This window comes from Microbacterium sp. NPDC076768 (assembly GCF_040687205.1).
In the GTDB taxonomy this organism is placed as follows: Bacteria; Actinomycetota; Actinomycetes; order Actinomycetales; family Microbacteriaceae; genus Microbacterium.
Genome location: NZ_JBFBMU010000002.1, coordinates 948513 through 964781 on the forward strand (window position 1 = coordinate 948513; position 16269 = coordinate 964781).

A 16269-nucleotide genomic window follows, 5' to 3' on the forward strand; every position below is an offset into this window, starting at 1 on the left:
CGCAAGAAAGAGGAAGACCACATGGCTTTCACCAACGATGAGGTCCTCGCTGGCCTCGCAGAACTGATCACCGACGAGACCGGCATCAACGCGTCTGAGGTCGCACTCGAGAAGTCGTTCACCGACGACCTCGACATCGACTCGATCTCGATGATGACGATCGTCGTCAACGCTGAAGAGAAGTTCGGCGTCACCATCCCCGACGACGAGGTCAAGAACCTCAAGACTGTCGGCGACGCCGTCAGCTTCATCGTCGCGGGCCAGGAGTAACTCCGGCAGGATGCCACCCCCGCCTCGGCGGGGAGTGGCATCCTCCGCTCTGCCTTCACCCGCTCGACTTCGTTCGACAAGGAACCACACCACATGACCAAGCGCATCGTCGTCACCGGCATCGGCGCCACCTCCGCTATCGGCGGCACGGCCCCGGAGAACTGGACAAACCTGCTCGCAGGGATGTCTGGTACCCGCCCGCTCGAACACGACTGGGTCCAGCAGTACGAGCTGCCGGTCACTTTCGCCGCGGAGGCTATCGTCCGCCCCGAAGAGGTGCTGCCACGCCACGAGGCGAAGCGTCTCGACCCATCGTCGCAGTTTGCGTTGATCGCAGCACGCGAAGCATGGGCAGATGCCGGTTCACCCGAAGTCGCCCCCGAACGCCTCGGCGTCGACTTTGCGACCGGTATCGGTGGGCTCTGGACACTTCTCGATGCATGGGACACGCTCCGCGAAAAGGGCCCCCGTCGCGTTATGCCACTCACCGTACCGATGCTGATGCCGAACGCCGCCGCAGGAAACCTGTCGCTTCAGTTCCAGGCACGGGCCTACGCACAAACCGTCGTAAGTGCATGCGCCTCCAGTACCGAGTCGATTATCCACGCTTTCCACCACCTGCAGGATGGCCTCGCTGACGTCGTCATCGCCGGTGGAACGGAATCCGCTATCCACCCGATCACGATGGCCTCTTTTGCTTCGGCTCAGGCGCTTTCGCGACGCAACGACGATCCAGCCCACGCTTCCCGTCCCGGCGCGATCGACCGCGACGGATTTGTGATGGGCGAGGGCGCTGCTGCACTCATCCTCGAGACTGAGGAGCACGCCAAGGCCCGCGGTGCAAAGATCTACGGCTATGTGCTTGGCGGTGGCGTGACCGCCGATGCCTACCACATCACCGGGAATGACCCCGAGGGCAACGGCGCAGCGCGCGCAGTCACCCAGGCGCTCGATGAGGCAGGAATCACGGCCGATCAGGTCACCCACATCAACGCACACGCCACCTCTACCCCGGTCGGTGACCCGAACGAGTACGTTGCCCTCAAGAAGGTCTTCGGCGACCGGATCGATGAGATTCCTGTCTCGGCCACAAAGGCCTCTACCGGTCACCTGCTGGGCGGCACCGGAGCGCTGGAGGCGATTTTCGCACTCCTCGCCATTCGCGACCGTGTGGCACCACCGACGATCAACATGACCGAGCCGGACCCGGCTGTGCCCTTCCGCCTTTCCGGCGCAGCAGAGCCGCTGGGCGACGGTCAGCAGTTCGCCATCAGCAACTCCTTCGGGTTCGGCGGACACAACGCCGTGCTCGTCGTCGCCAGCGCGGAGTAACTTTCCTTCTCGCACGTGCATGAATCCCGCACACCTGCATGAGCCGTCACCGGCATTTCATCATGCGGGTGTGCGGGATTCATGCATGTGAGGGGTATTAGGCGGGGCGCAATTCTCCGAGCTGTTGCGAGCGTGCCTGACGCCTGCGGGTGATTCGCGGCAGGAACAGTCCGATCAGCGGTCCGATGCCGAAGGCAAACAGCACCGTGCCGATGCCGACGGGTCCGCCGAGCAAGAAACCAAGAAGCAGGACGCTGCCCTCGATCAGCGTGCGTACCAGCCAGACTGCCCAGCCGGTGAGTCGCATGAGCCCCGTCATCAAGCCGTCTCGAGGACCAGGTCCAAAGTCCGCCGCAATGTAGAGGCCGGTGGCGAAGGCAAGCAACACGAGCCCAAAGATGAACATCGCACCACCGACCCATACCGAGGAGGGCTCTGGCAGTATCGCCAGCGCAAGCGCCGCGCTCGGCCCGACCAGTAGGGCGTTCAAAACCGTCCCCAAGCCCATTCGCTGGCGCAGGGGAATCCATAACAGCAACACCAGAAGCGAGACGATGACGGTCATCGCTCCGTAGCCCACCCCTGACTGCTCCACGAGGCCGAGCGCCAGCACATCCCATGGCGCGACACCAATACCCCCGCGCACCATGAAACCGAGCGCGACTCCATAGAGAAATAGCCCCACGAGCAGCTGCGCGAATCGCTCGATGAGGTCACGCCGGCTCGTGGCGGTGATGGGAATGAGGACCGAACGCACGTGCATAGTGCTACTCTGCCCGCCGCGTGGCGACATTTCGCGATACCACTGCACGCAAAGTGGTCTGACTAAAGCAGTCCACTTTGCCCCATGCTAGAAGTATGGGATCACGTTTAGTGGAACAGCTCGGAGCGCATAACGCCGCCGGCGTCGCGTCTACGACGTTGGCCGATCACATCAAAGCACTCATCCTTGATGGCCGCCTCACTGTCGGAGAACGGCTGCCGAGCGAGAGAGCACTCGCCCTGGAGCTGCGACGTTCTCGCTCCACGATTACACGCACCTACAGCCTCCTCGAACAGGACGGATACGTCTCGCGGCTCCACGGCGGGAGCACACGCGTCGCGCTCCCCTACGAAAACGCCTCCCCCGCCAGCGAGCAGAATGACAGCGCCATCGATCTCTCTATCGCCTCGATGGATTCGACGCCAGGTCTCTACGATGCCACCGTGCGGTCACTCCCTCGCCTCGCAGCGCTGCGAGGAACCAGCGGCTACTCACTGCGCGGGCTCCCGGAGCTCAGAGAAGCCGTAGCGCAGCGCTTCACGGAACGCGGCGCAGTGACATCAGCGGATGAGATCATCATCACTTCCGGCGCGCTGAGCGCGCTGAATCTGATCCTCGCGACAATCGGACGACGAGGCGAGCGCGCCCTCGTCGAACAGCCCACGTTCCCCCACGCGATCGAAGCGATCCACCGCCATGGCTACCGGATGATTCCGACTCCGGTGGATGTTGAAGGGTGGGACACGCGGCATCTCAGCGAAACGCTGCTCGGAGCCCGCCCGCACATTGCCTACCTCATCCCCGACTTTCATAACCCGACCGGTGCCACACTTCCCGACGACGTACGCTCACGGATCGTGACCACCGCGCGCAACGTTGGCACGCACCTCATCGTCGATGAGACGACAACAGAGCTCGATATCGACAGAGGCTGGGCCCCCGCACCAATGGCAGCCAGTGGTCCGAACGTCATCACCATCGGTTCCATGTCGAAGATTGCGTGGGGTGGCATGCGCATCGGATGGATTCGGGCGGAGCGAGCCCTCATCGCGCGTCTCCTGGCGGTTCGACCTTCTTTCGAACTCGGCACAGCGCTGCTTGAACAGTGCATCGCCGTCGAGTTGCTCGCTGACATTCCGGCGCTCACCTCTCATGTCAGCAGGCGGCTGCAAGCAGGTCGTGCCGCCGTTTCGAGTGGTGTTGCGACGATGCCAGGGTTTCAGATGCCTCTGACGCCAGGAGGACTCTCTGCGTGGGTAGACATCGGAGCAGCGCTTTCTACCCGCCTTTCGCTCGCCGCACGAAAGCGACAGCTGATTCTGCCGCCAGGCCCGAGGTTCACCACGGGAGGCGTGCTCGAGCGTCGGCTACGCATTCCGATCACGCTGCCGCCAGAACGTACAGCTGAGGCAATGCAACGGCTCTCGCTTGCATGGGACGACGTTCGTGAGGGTGCTCCATCTCACACCATGCACCTGCAACACGCCGCCGTGATCTGAGCAAAACGACGAGAACCCCGCCACCATATTCGGGGCGGGGTTCTCGTCGTGCGAAGCGGGGATACGTTTTCTCAGCGTCCGGGGAAATTCACCGACATCCGATACTCACGCCTCTCCCGCTCCCAGTCAGTGGAAAATCGGGTTCACCCGACCTTGTGCAGCCAGACAACCCTTGCATCGTCACCTGCGTGTCGGAAGGGCTCCAGCTCTTCGTCCCATGCCGCGCCGAGGGCAACATCGAGCTCGCGCTGCAACTCCTCTGCACTTCCCGCCGCGATCTCCATGGCGTACCGAATGCGATCCTCACCAATGACGATGTTGCCAGCGGCATCGGTTTGGGCAAAGTGAATGCCGAGGTCAGGGGTATGCAACCAGCGTCCGCCGTCGTTACCAGGCGTAGGGTCTTCGGTGACTTCGAAACGGAGATGTTCCCATCCGCGAATCGACGTCGCCAGAGCTGCGCCTGTGCCCACAGGGCCGTCCCAATGAAACTCTGCGCGTCGTGCACCATCCAACACGGGCTGCTCGGCCCAGTCGAAGTTCACCGCACGCCCGATAGCGCGACCCACCGCCCATTCAAGGTGCGGGCAGAGCGCGCGAGGCGCAGAGTGGATAAACACCACTCCGCGTGCGTAAGCCGTCGCCATGATCTCTCCGTTTCATCAGGTGCGTCTTCCCCAACGACCTAAACCACGAAGTGGCGAGAATATGCGGTTATGGGGCCATTATTGCCGAGTTACCTGGGAATAACAAGCATGTGATTCCACGACGAAGGCCCCGGTCGGATTGACCGGGGCCTTCGGACGCTTCGACAAGCTCAGCGACCGCGTGGGTGGAGCTCAGCGACCTGGTGGAGCTCAGCGACCTGGTGGGTTAGGCCTCACTCATGGCCTGCTTGACCTGCTGGCCCTTAGCGGCGTAGTACGCGGCGCGCGCTGCGTCCTTGCGCGCCTGCTCCGCGTAACCGAGCTCGAGCGTTTCCTGGTCAACCTCGTAGTTGGCTACATCATCGGTGCCGTTGTACTTCTCGATGTACGCGTCGAGTTCTGGCCCTGACGTCCACGAAGTGATGAGGCAGTACCGCGGCTCTGAACCGTTGTGAGTAGCCGCGTGCCATAGACGCTGCGTGTCGACAATGAGCTGCGCGCCAGCCGGAAGGGCAATGCGGTACTCGATGCTCGGGTCTGTGCGGTTCTCGCGCAGGACGAAGTAGCTGTCTTTGTCGTCGGTCAGGTTGAAGAATCCGCGGACGACCCAGCCAGTGCCATCAGGGTTCAACCGGTTGTTGTCGTCCTGGTGAAGGTTATAGAGGCACTCGCCGTATGGCGTCGGCTGCAGTTCGATGACGCGGCAACGCCCCACGTTGGCGCCTGGCTCCTGCGCACGGCGCGTGAGGTTTGGTGCCTTGGCAGTCTGAGAGTCGATCCAAACGCCGTCTTTGTCGGTGCGCGGTGGCTTGTGGTTCCAGAACCCGTTGCACTCGATGTCACCGAAAGCACTGGCGAGCGGAGCGAACCGGGTGTCACCCGAGGACTTCCAGTCGTTGTACTCGATGTCGAGCCATTCCTTCGGATCGAGTTCCTGGTTGTAGCTATCGAGGACGACGAATCCTTTTTCCTCGAGTGCAGCAGACTTGATGTAACCCATGATCGAGTCATGTTCCTTTCATCGGGGGCCAGCACGTTTTAACAGGCCCTGATAAGGCAAGCCTAACAGCGAAGCCCGCGAGGCCATCAGAGGTCGGCCGTGCATAACCGAATAGACTGATCGGGGCGCCTGGCGAGTCCTCGGCACCCGCGGCTACGGGAGGAATAGACACCAGCATGAGCACCGCGACCAACGTCGAGGCGACGGCAGTCAATACGATCGAGTGGCTCGCGGCGGGGGCGACCAGCATCGTTGTACCCGTGTATCAGCGCCAGTACCGCTGGGATATCGGCGGATGCGAACGGCTCTTGTCCGACATTCGCACAGTCGCCGGTGAAGACGATAAGCACCGGCACTTCATCGGCTCGATTCTGTCGGCAGAAGACGGAGCAACGACCAGCGCTCATCTGATCCTCATCGACGGACAACAGCGCATCACGACACTGATGTTGCTCGTCGCCGCCCTACATCACGCGGTGCGAGATACAAATCCCCACCTGGCTGCCGAACTCGAGCGCGTTTTGGTGCAGACAGACTCACCAGAGCGAACGAAACTACGCCCCCACGCCGCCTGGGCTGAGCTTTACGAGTCTGTCGTGCTGGATCGACGCGACGACACCGACCGCGAATCACGCTTTGACGATAACTACGCGTTCTTCCGCAGCCAGATCCATATCGACGAGGTTCCCCTCATCTGGCGCGGCCTGCAGAAGCTGGAGCACGTCTCGATCACTCTCGGATCCGAGGCGAATGCGCAACAGATTTTCGAGAGCCTGAATTCCACCGGTGAGCCGCTGCGGGATCACGAACTCATCCACAACTACATCCTGATGGGCCTCAGTCACGCAGAGCAGGTTGACGTCGAGTCGCGCTTTTGGGTTCCCATCGAGCAGCACACCGGCGAGGCGATTGGCGCGTTCTGGCGGCACTATTTGGTGTTGGTGACCGGGCGCGAAGTCGCAGCGAACGGTGAGCATGGCGTGTACAGCGCTTTTCGACAGTCGTTCCCGCGCGTCGACGCCGCACATCTGCAGGCCGATGCAGCCCAGTGGCGACACTACGCAGAGATTTACGGAGTCCTTCTGGACCCGTCGCAAGAAAGCGATCCCGAGATCGCGATGCAGCTCCGCCACGTCAACACATTTGGTCGGGCCCCTTATCCGCTCGTGATGAGTGCGTACAGCGACTATGTGCGTGCAGAAATCGACCGTACTGAGCTGGTGCAGACGCTGGAGTGGATCCAAGCCCTCTACCTCCGACGCGCGCTGGTGAACCTTCCGACAGAGCGGCTGGTGGCACGACTCTGCCGCGCCCGCACGGCAGGCGGCGACGCGCTCGCTCGCGCTTTCGCCCGCATCACCCCGTCAGATGAGAGGGTGAGCGCGGTGCTGAAGTACAGCGAACTCCCCCACCCGGCGTACGTCCTCGGGCGCCTAGAGAACGTCGAGAATCTCGATTCCTTCGACATCGAACACATCGTGCCGACAGTACCCAGCGATGCCTGGTCTGGTGATGGCACGCGGCCGTGGGCGGAGTACTCCGAAGATGAGCAGAACAGCCACCGCGCGCTCGCTCCGACACTCGGAAACCTGACGCTGCTCGAGCAGTCCCTCACCGAACGAGTCTTTGGTGCCAGCTTCGCCGATAAGCGCGTCGACGCCTACGCCCGTAGCGCTGTGCCTGCCACGCGCTCGATCGCCGACGTCTCGGTGTGGAATACCTCCGCCATCACCCAGCGCACCGTTGCGCTGACGTCACAACTGATTGACATCTGGGCGCGCCCCGCGCTGCCGGAGATCGACGACGACGGGCTCACCCCGATTCTGGATGCCGTGCGCCGCCGCGGGTGGCCGACTGGTTGGGAGCGCGAGTTCGACTATGTCGAGTACCGCGGGGAGCGATGGGAGGTTTACGACGTCAAGTACCTCTTCAACCGGGTCTTCCGGCGCGCGTGGACTGACAGCACGACGGCGGCGCTCGCATACTGCGCCACGCACGGTGGGCCGATCTACCCAGACATGGCCTGGAAGGGGCAATGGGACGAGCTCGACCGCTCCCACTACCTCTACATGGGCTGGGACTCGAACTACATGATGACCGCTGTGCAGGGTGTGCTGGAGGAGTCTGGCATCGCCTCAGAGGTCTTCATCAAGTACTCCTACATCGGAAATGTGATGTGAACATGAGCACCATCGTCCGTCGCCTGCTGGATCTCACCATCGAAGAGCACACACTCACCGTGCCCCTCGTGTGGGGTGACCCTAACGACCACCGCACCATCGAGATCTACGCCTCCGTTGTCGCAAGAGAGGGCGGCGAGGCGCTCCCCTACCTCGTCTTCTTGCAAGGCGGCCCTGGGCACGAGGCACCGCGCCCGTTCCACTCGTCGACCTCCCCTGCCTGGCTCGATGACGCGCTTAAGCACTATCGCGTGGTGCTGCTTGACCAGCGAGGGACCGGCCGTTCCACTCCGGTCGGAGATCAGGATCTCGCCCGCGGCGCTGCGGAGGTGGCTGAGCACCTCACCCATCTCCGGGCCGATGCTATCGTGCGGGACTGCGAAGCCATGCGGGAGCACCTCGGAGCCGCAACCTGGAGCGTGCTTGGCCAGTCATTCGGCGGCTTCACGACACTGGCGTACCTCTCTACCGATGCGGCATCGCTCGCCGACGTTTTCATCACCGGTGGCCTGAGCGCCGTCGGACGCCACCCAGACGATGTGTATGCCCTTTGCTACGACAAGATGCGCACCGCGTCGGAGCGCTACTACCGACGATTCCCGGAACACCGTGAGTCGATGCGGCGACTCGTCGATCTGGCAGACGCGGGAGAGATTGTGCTTCCAGACGGCGAGATCGTCTCCCGCTCGCGACTGCGCTCGATGGGCTCTGCGCTCGGATCGAACGAGGGCTGGCAGGCGGTATGGTCTCTTCTGGAGCGCGACCCCGCAACCAACGCCTTCCGCTACGACCTGATGAACGCAATGCCCTATGGCGGTCGCAATCCGCTGTATTTCGTGTTTCACGAATCCAGTTACGCCGACGGCTACGCAACTCGTTGGTCGGCTGAGCGCACGGAGCCCACTGATTTCCGTGAAGACCCGACACTTTTCACCGGCGAGCACATCCGCAGCGAGTGGACCGAGACAGTCCCCGCGTTCCGCCCGTGGCGCGACGTCGCGCTTACTCTCGCGGAATTCCAGTGGCCACGCACCTACGATGCCAAGACCATCGCAGCGTCCGGCGCCACAGGAGCCGCCGCCGTGTACGTTGACGACGTCTATGTACCGATGGAGTTCTCACTGGAAACCGCGCGGCTGCTCCCCGACGTGAAGCTCTGGGTCACGAGTGAGCACGAGCACAACGGTCTCCGCTCTGGGCCTGTGCTCCCCCGCCTCATCGACCTAGCCCACGGTCGACGCCTGCGCTGAGGCCGCGCGCAAAGAGGCGCCAATACACAAACAAGGCCTCACACTCCGCAGAGTGTGAGGCCTTGTGTAAGCGGTCGTTACTTTGACGATCCGCCGAAGCCCTTGAAGCGCTGGTTGAACTTCTCGACGCGGCCGGCCGAGTCCATGATGCGCTGCTTGCCCGTGTAGAACGGGTGCGAAGCGGATGAGATCTCGACGTCGATCACCGGGTACTCAACACCATCGAGCTCGATGGTCTTGTCGCCGGTCACGGTCGAACGAGTGAGGAACGTTTCGCCCGAGCCGAGGTCGCGGAACACGACAGCCTTGTACTCGGGGTGAATGTCAGTCTTCATGGGATTCCTTAGTTGCTGCCCTGGATTGTGCCAGGGACGAGGGAAGTCTGCGGTGCAGAGAGCACCAAGGGTCAATTCTATCAGTACTTCGACAAGCTCAGCAACCGGAGGGGACAAGCTCAGTACTTCGACAAGCTCAGTAACCGGAGGGAGACAAGCTCAGCACTTCGACAAGCTCAGTAACCGGAGGGAGACAAGCTCAGCGCGCGACGACTAGATCGTTGCCCTGGCCGCGTAGCGACCATCTTCGCTTGTCAACTTGATCGGCATGTTGAACGCCGCTGTCAGAGTTTCGGAGGTGAGCGTCTCAGCGATCGGCCCTGCTGCGACGACGCTTCCGTCGCGGACCAGCAAAACGTGAGTGAAGCCGACGGGAATCTCTTCCACGTGGTGCGTCACCATCACCATGGCGGGGGTCGTCGGCGACGAGGCATATCCGCTCAGCAGCGCAAGCAGCTCTTCCCTCGAACCGAGGTCAAGCGAGGCTGTCGGCTCGTCCAACAACAGAAGCTCTGGATCGGTCATCACGGCGCGAGCGATCTGTACCCGCTTCTGCTCGCCATCGCTGAGAGTTCCGAAAGATCGGTCAGCGAGATGTTCAAGGCGCCACTCGCCCAGCACACGACGAGCGCGTCGTTCATCGAGATCTTCGTACCTCTCGTTCCAACGCCCAAGTACGGAGTAGGCCGCGGTAAGCACCGTGTTGAGCACGGTCTCATCCCGAGGAATACGGCGGGCCATCGCAGAGGACGCAAAGCCGATGCGCGGACGCACCTCAAAAACGTCGGTGCGCCCGAGCGTCTCCCCCAGCACGGCTACTGAGCCGCCGGTCGGGTGCATAAGCGTGTACGCCAATTGCAGCAGGGTTGTCTTGCCAGCCCCGTTGGGTCCGAGGATCACCCACCGCTGATCATCGTTGACCTCCCAGGTCACGTGATCGATGATGTTGCGCCCTTCACGGCGCACGACAACGTCGGTGAATTCTAGAGCGCTCGGCATGTCTCCAGCCTAACGGCTCAGGCGGTCAGCTCCGCGTAAAGCGCGCGCGTCGTCTCGGCAATAGCTGCCCAACTGAAGTCGTCGCGTGCACGCTCGCGTCCGGCCTCACCATATGCGCGCGCTTGCTCTGGGTCCATTGCAACCTCTGTGAGCACTGCGGCGAGATCAGCAACGTAGCGCTCCGGATTCACCGGCGTGCCCGTTCCATCCTGAAGCTGTTCGATCGGCACCAGTCGTCCAGTGACCCCATCGGCTACTACCTCGGGGATTCCACCGGTCGCTGTGCCGACGACCGCGGCGCCGCATGCCATTGCCTCAAGATTCACGATTCCGAGCGGTTCGTATACCGACGGGCATACGAACGTCGTTGCCGCTGTGAGAATCGCCGACAGCTGCTCGCGTGGCAGCATCTTCTCGATCCAGATCACTCCGTCTCTGCTCTGCTGCAGAAGGCGCACTCCTTCTTGCACCTCCGCCATGATCTCCGGTGTATCTGGTGCCCCAGCACAGAGCACAAGCTGAACCTCCGGCGGCAAAAGTCGGGCGGCTTGCAGCAGATATGGCAGCCCCTTCTGACGCGTGATGCGTCCGACGAAAACCACGGATGGCCGCGCGGGGTCCATTCCGATCGATTGCAAAAATTCCGGGTCCTGCACCGGACGCCAGCGCTCTACATCGATTCCGTTGTGAATGACGTGAACCTTTGCAGGGTCCACCTGCGGGTAGCTGCGCAAGATATCGGCGCGCATGCCCGCACTCACCGCGATGACAGCGGCCGCGTTCTCATACGCGAGACGCTCAACCCCGCTGGAGATGGCGTAGCCACCACCGAGTTGCTCCGCCTTCCACGGCCGCAGAGGTTCGAGGCTGTGCGCTGTCAGCACGTGCGGAATTCCGTGCAATTGCGATGCAAGGTGGCCCGCAAAGTTCGCGTACCACGTGTGGCTGTGCACGAGATCGGCAGCTTCGATGCCGGCGACGATCTCCAGGTCAGTGCCGAGCGTCTGCAACGCCGCATTCGCATCTGCCAGCCCGGCCGGAGTGCGATACGAGTGGGTGTCCGCTTCGTCGCGCGCCGCACCGAACGCACGGACGGTCACATCGACGTGTTCTCGGAGCGCAGTAACGAGTTCGGCGACGTGCACCCCAGCCCCACCGTAGACCTCAGGCGGAAACTCTTTCGTGATCATTTCAACTCGCATGTCTGAACGCTAGTACAGCGAGGAGGATGGCATCTATGGTGGATCCATGTCCGCTCCAAAGAAGGTTTTCGGAATCATCCTCGCCGGCGGCGAGGGCAAGCGACTCATGCCGCTCACGGCGGACCGGGCGAAACCGGCCGTGCCGTTCGGCGGGCAGTATCGGTTGATAGATTTCGCGATCTCGAACCTGATCAACTCCGGCCTTCGACAGATCGTCGTACTCACTCAGTACAAGTCGCACAGCCTCGACCGCCACATCTCCCAGACGTGGCGCATGTCGGCCCTTCTCGACTCTTATGTCACGTCGGTGCCGGCGCAGCAGCGGCTCGGCAAGCGGTGGTTCTCCGGTTCTGCCGACGCGATTCTGCAGAGCATGAACCTGATCAACGACGAGAAGCCTGACATCGTCGTTGTGATCGGCGCTGACCACGTATATCGCATGGACTTCCAGCAGATGATCGAGGCTCATATCGAATCAGGCGCGAAGGCGACTGTCGCTGGTATCCGCCAGCCACTCGCGCTCGCATCGCAGTTCGGTGTCATCGATGCCGATGCCGAGTCAGGGCGCATTAAGCAGTTCCTTGAAAAGCCGACAGACATCGCTGGTCTCGAAGACTCGCCTCACGAGGTGCTCGCCTCGATGGGTAACTACGTTTTCGATGCGGATGCCCTCATCGCTGCCGTCGAAGCTGATGGCGAATCCCCCATGTCTGGACATGACATGGGCGGCGACATCGTGCCGTACTTCGTCGAGCGTGGTGAAGCCGGCTACTACGACATGAAGCAGAACGAGGTTCCGGGGTCATCTCCGCGTGACCGGTCGTACTGGCGCGACGTTGGAACGATTGATTCGTTCTACGACGCGCACCGTGATCTGATTTCTACGCTCCCGATTTTCAACCTCTACAACATGGAGTGGCCTATCCACTCGCAGGCGGTGAACTCTCCGCCAGCGAAGTTTGTGCGCGACTCTGTGGGGCGAATCGGAAACGCGATCGACTCGATAGTTTCTCTCGGTTCTGTGCTCTCGGGAGCCCATCTGGAACGCAGTGTCGTTGGGCCGTGGACACTCGCGGGCGGGGGGTCAACGATCACCGATTCCGTGGTGTTCGATCACGTGCAGATGGGTCAAGGAGCCCGCGTACATCGTGCCATCCTCGATAAAAACGTCGTGCTCGCCGACGGCGCGACCGTTGGCGTTGACCGCGAACGCGACCTCGCCCGCGGCTTTACGGTCACGGAATCGGGGATCACAGTCGTGGGTAAAGGTGTCTTCATCGAACGATGATGCTGTGCGCGGCACGCGGCACCCGAGCGGTCGCTAGGCTCGATAGCGTGACTTCTGCGCGCTTTCTCGTCGTTCTCGATGCCGACTCCACACTCATCCGCAACGAGGTGATCGAGCTTCTCGCTGACGAAGCAGGTCGCCGAGATGAAGTGCAAGCCGCTACGGAAGCGGCGATGCGTGGCGAGGTTGATTTCGCGACGAGTCTGCGATCGCGCGTTGCCGCCCTCCAGGGTGTGCCCGTCGCCGCATTCGAACGGGTCCGCGCGCGCATCGAACCCACCCCAGGCGTGCGGGAACTCACGGCAGCTGTGCACTCGAGAGGTGGCGTCGTGGGGGTTGTCTCTGGAGGGTTCCATGAGATTCTCGACACAGTCGCCCCTGATCTGGGTGTGGACCGCTGGCGAGCCAATCGGCTCGAAGTTGCCGACGGAGCGCTTTCGGGCCACGTTGACGGTGAGATCGTTGACGGGGCGGCCAAAGCCACCTCGCTACAGCAATGGGCTGCAGAGTTGGGTGTTCCTGCTCACGCGACGATCGCGATCGGCGATGGTGCGAATGACCTGCAGATGATGGCCGTTGCGGGTCTCGGTTTGGCTTTCAATGCCAAGCCTGCGGTGCGTCAAGCCGCAAGCCTGGTGATCGGCCCGCAAGACCTGTCAGAGGTCATCTCGCTACTCCCGTAGCGCCCGAAGTCGGCTGTTCGGCTCGGACGCGACGTCAGTGTCCCATCCCGAGACCACCATCGACCGGAATGACGGCGCCGGAGATATAGCCAGCTTCGTCGCCTGCGAGCCAGGTGACGACCCCAGCGACTTCGTCTGCGGTAGCAAAACGTGCCGCAGGAATGTTGGCCTTGTACTGCTTCTGCGTTTCTTCTGGAAGTTCCGCGGTCATATCTGTCTCGATGAAACCGGGCGCAACGACGTTGGCCGTAATTCCGCGAGAGCCCAGCTCTCTGGTGACCGAACGGGCGAATCCGACCAGTGCGCTCTTTGAGGCCGAGTAGTTGACCTGGCCTGCGGAACCATACAGGCCGACGACGCTGGAGATCAGAATGATGCGGCCAAACTTGGCGCGGAGCATCCCCTTCGTGGCGCGCTTGACGACACGAAAAGTACCGCCGAGGTTTGTGGCGACCACGCTGTCGAAGTCGTCCTCGCTCATACGAAGAAGCAGTGTGTCTTTGGTGATCCCCGCGTTTGCGACCACAATTTCCACCGGGCCGAGCTGCTGCTCCACCTCGGTAAAAGCGGCGTCCAAGGCAGCCGCATCCGTCACGTCTGCGCGCACGGTCAACGTGCCCTCGGGGCCTTCTCCGCTTCTGGCAGTGACAGCGACTCGATAGCCATCACGCACGAAGCGCTCTGCGATCGCGCGGCCGATGCCACGATTGCCGCCGGTGACGAGAACGACGCGCTCAGCGCTCATAAGAACTCTCCTGATCTGGGCCGGTAGTTCGGGTGCCGAACCGTCAACGATCCTATCGACGAAGTCGTCACACACAGCCACCTCTACGGCACGCCGCGATGCCCGTACAGGCGTAGGCTGGAGTCATCGTGAAGAACGCGCGCGAAGTCCCTGCCGTCACCTCACTACCGCTGTCTCCGCGGGATGAGGCTGATCATCGTGTGCGCAGGTATGCGCTGACGATGACGATCCGGATCGTGAGTTTCGCGCTCATGGTTCTCGTCCAGCCGTACGGCTGGTACACCTGGGTCTTCGCGCTCTCTGCCGCTGTGCTTCCCTACATCGCGGTGGTCTTTGCAAATGCGGGCAGTGACAGCTCAGAGACGAACGCCGAGTCCCCCACGCTGCAACTCGATGCCAGCCAGCCTCCTGTGGCAGCAAGTGATCCCACTGCTCCCCAGGTGTTCACTATCGGTGAAGGCCCACGCACCCGATGACAGAGCTCGAATGCTCGCGCGCCGGCTGCCGGAGCGCGGCAACAAAGCAGGTGGTCTGGCGTAATCCTCGTATCCATGCAGTGGACCGAGAAAAGATCTGGCTCGCCTGCGATGAACACGTCGATTTTCTGCACGACTATCTGGCGGCGCGTGACTTTCCGGTAGCCGTTCGCGATGGAGATTCTGCATGAGCCGGCGAGTCATCCGTTGGACGGTTTATGTGCTCATTGCGATCGGTTTTGCCGTCGCGTGCGTCTTCCTATCGAACTGGCAGTTCGAGCGGAGCGAAGACCGGGCTGCGCAGATCGAGCTCGTCGATCAGAACTACGACGCCAAGGCCGTTCCTCTCGCCGATGTCATCGGCGCAGACGGCGCTCTTGACCCATCTGATGAGTGGCGGCCCGTGGTCCTCCAGGGCGAGTATCTCAGCGAACAGCAACTACTGGTGCGCAACCGGCCCCTCGGCGGCACCAGCGCATTCGAAGTCCTTGTGCCGTTCCGAGATGTTGACGGTCGCGTGTTCATTGTTGATCGAGGGTGGGTGCCACCAGGCGACGGCGACTCACCAAACTTTGTGCCAGCACCGCCGGAAGGCGACGTCGAGGTCACCGTGCGATTGCGACCAGGCGAGCAGCTCCCTGCTTCGGGCCGCGGCGCACCGGACGGTCAAGTGCCGACGATTAATCTGCCATCCATCGCCGAGCAGGTTGACGGTGACGTGATCACGAGCGCCTATGGGCGACTCATCAGCGAGAACCCCGCAGGCGAAGGTGGACTGGGAACCTTTGACTCCCCCACTGATGACCCGGGGCCCCACCTTTCCTACGCCATCCAGTGGATTCTCTTCGCTCTGATGGGATTCATCTTCATCGGGTACATCATCCGCACCGAGATTGTGAAGCACCGTGAAGAGGTTGAAGGCGTCCCCGCGCCCGTCAAGAAGCCGCGCAAGAAAGATCATGACGCGAACATCGAAGACGAGCTTCTCGACGTCCGATGAAGTGACAATTGGCCAGCCCCGCTGCTAGTCCTTGGGCGAGTCGACGTCCAAGACAGAGTGGGTCCAGCCTGACTCAATGCGCTCGTAAACGATTCGGGTGTGTTTTCGATCAGGAGATCCTTGCCAGAACTCCACGCGGACAGCGTCGATGCGCCAAAGCACCCACTGACTGTCTCCCAGCGCCGCGCGGGCGGACGGGGAACGGGACGCGAGGTCGGCGGCGCTCTCGCTGACTGTTGCTTCGCTGATGCCGCCACGAATCCGAACGGCTCGCATCATGGGTTGCCACCAAAAGTTGAGTGCGCCCACGGGGTTGGACGCGATCTGAGCAGCCTTCCGGGACGACCGTGTTCCGGCGAAAGCCCAGCCTCGCTCATCAACGTCTTTCAGAATCAGCGTTCGGCTATCCGGGAGACCATCCTCATCGACGGTGGCCAACGTTGCCGCAAGCGGTTCGGGAACCCCCTCGCCTGCCGCGGCGACTATCCAAACACGGAAGAGTGTCACTGGATCGAGCGGGAGGTCTGCGGGCTCAAGCGGAGGCGGCGCTCCGATCAACGAAGGTTGTGAACGACACCACTCCCCCATTTGGGGTAGAAG

Annotated in this window: 18 protein-coding genes; 10 read left to right on the plus strand and 8 right to left on the minus strand. The window is 62.1% G+C overall.

All coding sequences use genetic code 11. The annotated features are described in order from the left end of the window. The first annotated feature begins 21 nt into the window (after positions 1–21). Both AB0O87_RS10955 and AB0O87_RS10960 read left to right on the plus strand, forming a co-directional pair. Positions 22–270, plus strand: a complete 249-nt coding sequence (locus AB0O87_RS10955) for an acyl carrier protein (RefSeq protein ID WP_017830435.1) — start codon at positions 22–24, stop codon at positions 268–270. Between the two features lie 93 nt (positions 271–363). Beyond that, positions 364–1602, plus strand: coding sequence for a beta-ketoacyl-[acyl-carrier-protein] synthase family protein (locus tag AB0O87_RS10960; protein ID WP_363515437.1), 1239 nt, complete (start codon positions 364–366; stop codon positions 1600–1602). A gap of 97 nt (positions 1603–1699) precedes the next feature. Here AB0O87_RS10960 and AB0O87_RS10965 read toward each other — a convergent pair whose 3' ends face one another. Next, entirely contained in the window at positions 1700–2365 is a 666-nt protein-coding gene (locus AB0O87_RS10965) for a hypothetical protein (protein ID WP_363515440.1), read from the minus strand. Between the two features lie 95 nt (positions 2366–2460). Between AB0O87_RS10965 and AB0O87_RS10970 the strand changes: the two genes are divergently transcribed. After that, entirely contained in the window at positions 2461–3864 is a 1404-nt protein-coding gene (locus AB0O87_RS10970; RefSeq protein WP_363515443.1) for a PLP-dependent aminotransferase family protein, read from the plus strand. A 143-nt stretch (positions 3865–4007) separates the two neighbouring features. On the opposite strand, the gene AB0O87_RS10975 is transcribed toward AB0O87_RS10970, so the two are convergent. Both AB0O87_RS10975 and AB0O87_RS10980 read right to left on the minus strand, forming a co-directional pair. Continuing rightward, positions 4008–4511: a DUF3145 domain-containing protein gene (locus AB0O87_RS10975; protein ID WP_363515446.1), complete on the minus strand. Its 504-nt coding sequence runs from the start codon at positions 4509–4511 to the stop codon at positions 4008–4010. Between the two features lie 226 nt (positions 4512–4737). Next, positions 4738–5511 (minus strand): hypothetical protein, encoded by a 774-nt coding sequence (locus AB0O87_RS10980; RefSeq protein ID WP_363515449.1) that lies wholly within the window; start codon positions 5509–5511, stop codon positions 4738–4740. A gap of 176 nt (positions 5512–5687) precedes the next feature. Between AB0O87_RS10980 and AB0O87_RS10985 the strand changes: the two genes are divergently transcribed. Beyond that, complete coding sequence (locus AB0O87_RS10985; protein ID WP_363515452.1) at positions 5688–7691, plus strand: DUF262 domain-containing protein; 2004 nt, start codon at positions 5688–5690, stop codon at positions 7689–7691. Between the two features lie 2 nt (positions 7692–7693). After that, entirely contained in the window at positions 7694–8941 is a 1248-nt protein-coding gene (locus tag AB0O87_RS10990; protein ID WP_363515455.1) for an alpha/beta hydrolase, read from the plus strand. A gap of 77 nt (positions 8942–9018) precedes the next feature. On the opposite strand, the gene AB0O87_RS10995 is transcribed toward AB0O87_RS10990, so the two are convergent. The 3 genes from AB0O87_RS10995 to glgA all read right to left on the minus strand — a co-directional run bounded on the left by AB0O87_RS10995 (position 9019) and on the right by glgA (position 11477). Further along, complete coding sequence (locus AB0O87_RS10995; RefSeq protein ID WP_028501712.1) at positions 9019–9276, minus strand: type B 50S ribosomal protein L31; 258 nt, start codon at positions 9274–9276, stop codon at positions 9019–9021. Between the two features lie 213 nt (positions 9277–9489). Beyond that, a complete protein-coding gene (locus tag AB0O87_RS11000) occupies positions 9490–10275 on the minus strand; it encodes an ABC transporter ATP-binding protein (RefSeq protein ID WP_363515459.1) in 786 nt (261 codons plus the stop codon). Positions 10276–10292: 17 nt separating this feature from the next. Further along, the gene (glgA, locus tag AB0O87_RS11005; protein WP_363515462.1) at positions 10293–11477 is read right to left on the minus strand and encodes a glycogen synthase; all 1185 of its coding nucleotides are present in this window, start codon (positions 11475–11477) and stop codon (positions 10293–10295) included. A gap of 46 nt (positions 11478–11523) precedes the next feature. Between glgA and AB0O87_RS11010 the strand changes: the two genes are divergently transcribed. Further along, complete coding sequence (locus AB0O87_RS11010; RefSeq protein ID WP_363515465.1) at positions 11524–12765, plus strand: glucose-1-phosphate adenylyltransferase; 1242 nt, start codon at positions 11524–11526, stop codon at positions 12763–12765. A gap of 47 nt (positions 12766–12812) precedes the next feature. Continuing rightward, positions 12813–13448 (plus strand): phosphoserine phosphatase SerB, encoded by a 636-nt coding sequence (gene serB / locus AB0O87_RS11015; protein ID WP_363515468.1) that lies wholly within the window; start codon positions 12813–12815, stop codon positions 13446–13448. 34 nt (positions 13449–13482) lie between these two features. Here the strand turns inward: serB and fabG are convergent, their stop codons facing one another. Then, on the minus strand, positions 13483–14193 hold the full coding sequence (gene fabG, locus AB0O87_RS11020) for a 3-oxoacyl-ACP reductase FabG (RefSeq protein ID WP_363515471.1): 711 nt from the start codon (positions 14191–14193) through the stop codon (positions 13483–13485). A 128-nt stretch (positions 14194–14321) separates the two neighbouring features. Between fabG and AB0O87_RS11025 the strand changes: the two genes are divergently transcribed. Genes AB0O87_RS11025 through AB0O87_RS11035 form a run of 3 tightly spaced genes read left to right on the plus strand, consistent with a single transcriptional unit; the run spans position 14322 to position 15669 of the window. Next, positions 14322–14669, plus strand: coding sequence for a DUF3099 domain-containing protein (locus tag AB0O87_RS11025; protein WP_363515474.1), 348 nt, complete (start codon positions 14322–14324; stop codon positions 14667–14669). Then, entirely contained in the window at positions 14666–14860 is a 195-nt protein-coding gene (locus tag AB0O87_RS11030) for a hypothetical protein (RefSeq protein ID WP_363515477.1), read from the plus strand. Before AB0O87_RS11025 ends, AB0O87_RS11030 begins: the two co-directional genes overlap by 4 nt. Continuing rightward, positions 14857–15669 (plus strand): SURF1 family protein, encoded by an 813-nt coding sequence (locus AB0O87_RS11035; RefSeq protein WP_363515480.1) that lies wholly within the window; start codon positions 14857–14859, stop codon positions 15667–15669. The genes AB0O87_RS11030 and AB0O87_RS11035 overlap by 4 nt, the downstream gene beginning before the upstream one ends. A gap of 24 nt (positions 15670–15693) precedes the next feature. Here AB0O87_RS11035 and AB0O87_RS11040 read toward each other — a convergent pair whose 3' ends face one another. Continuing rightward, a complete protein-coding gene (locus tag AB0O87_RS11040) occupies positions 15694–16176 on the minus strand; it encodes a pyridoxamine 5'-phosphate oxidase family protein (RefSeq protein ID WP_363515483.1) in 483 nt (160 codons plus the stop codon). Between the last annotated feature and the right edge of the window lie 93 nt (positions 16177–16269).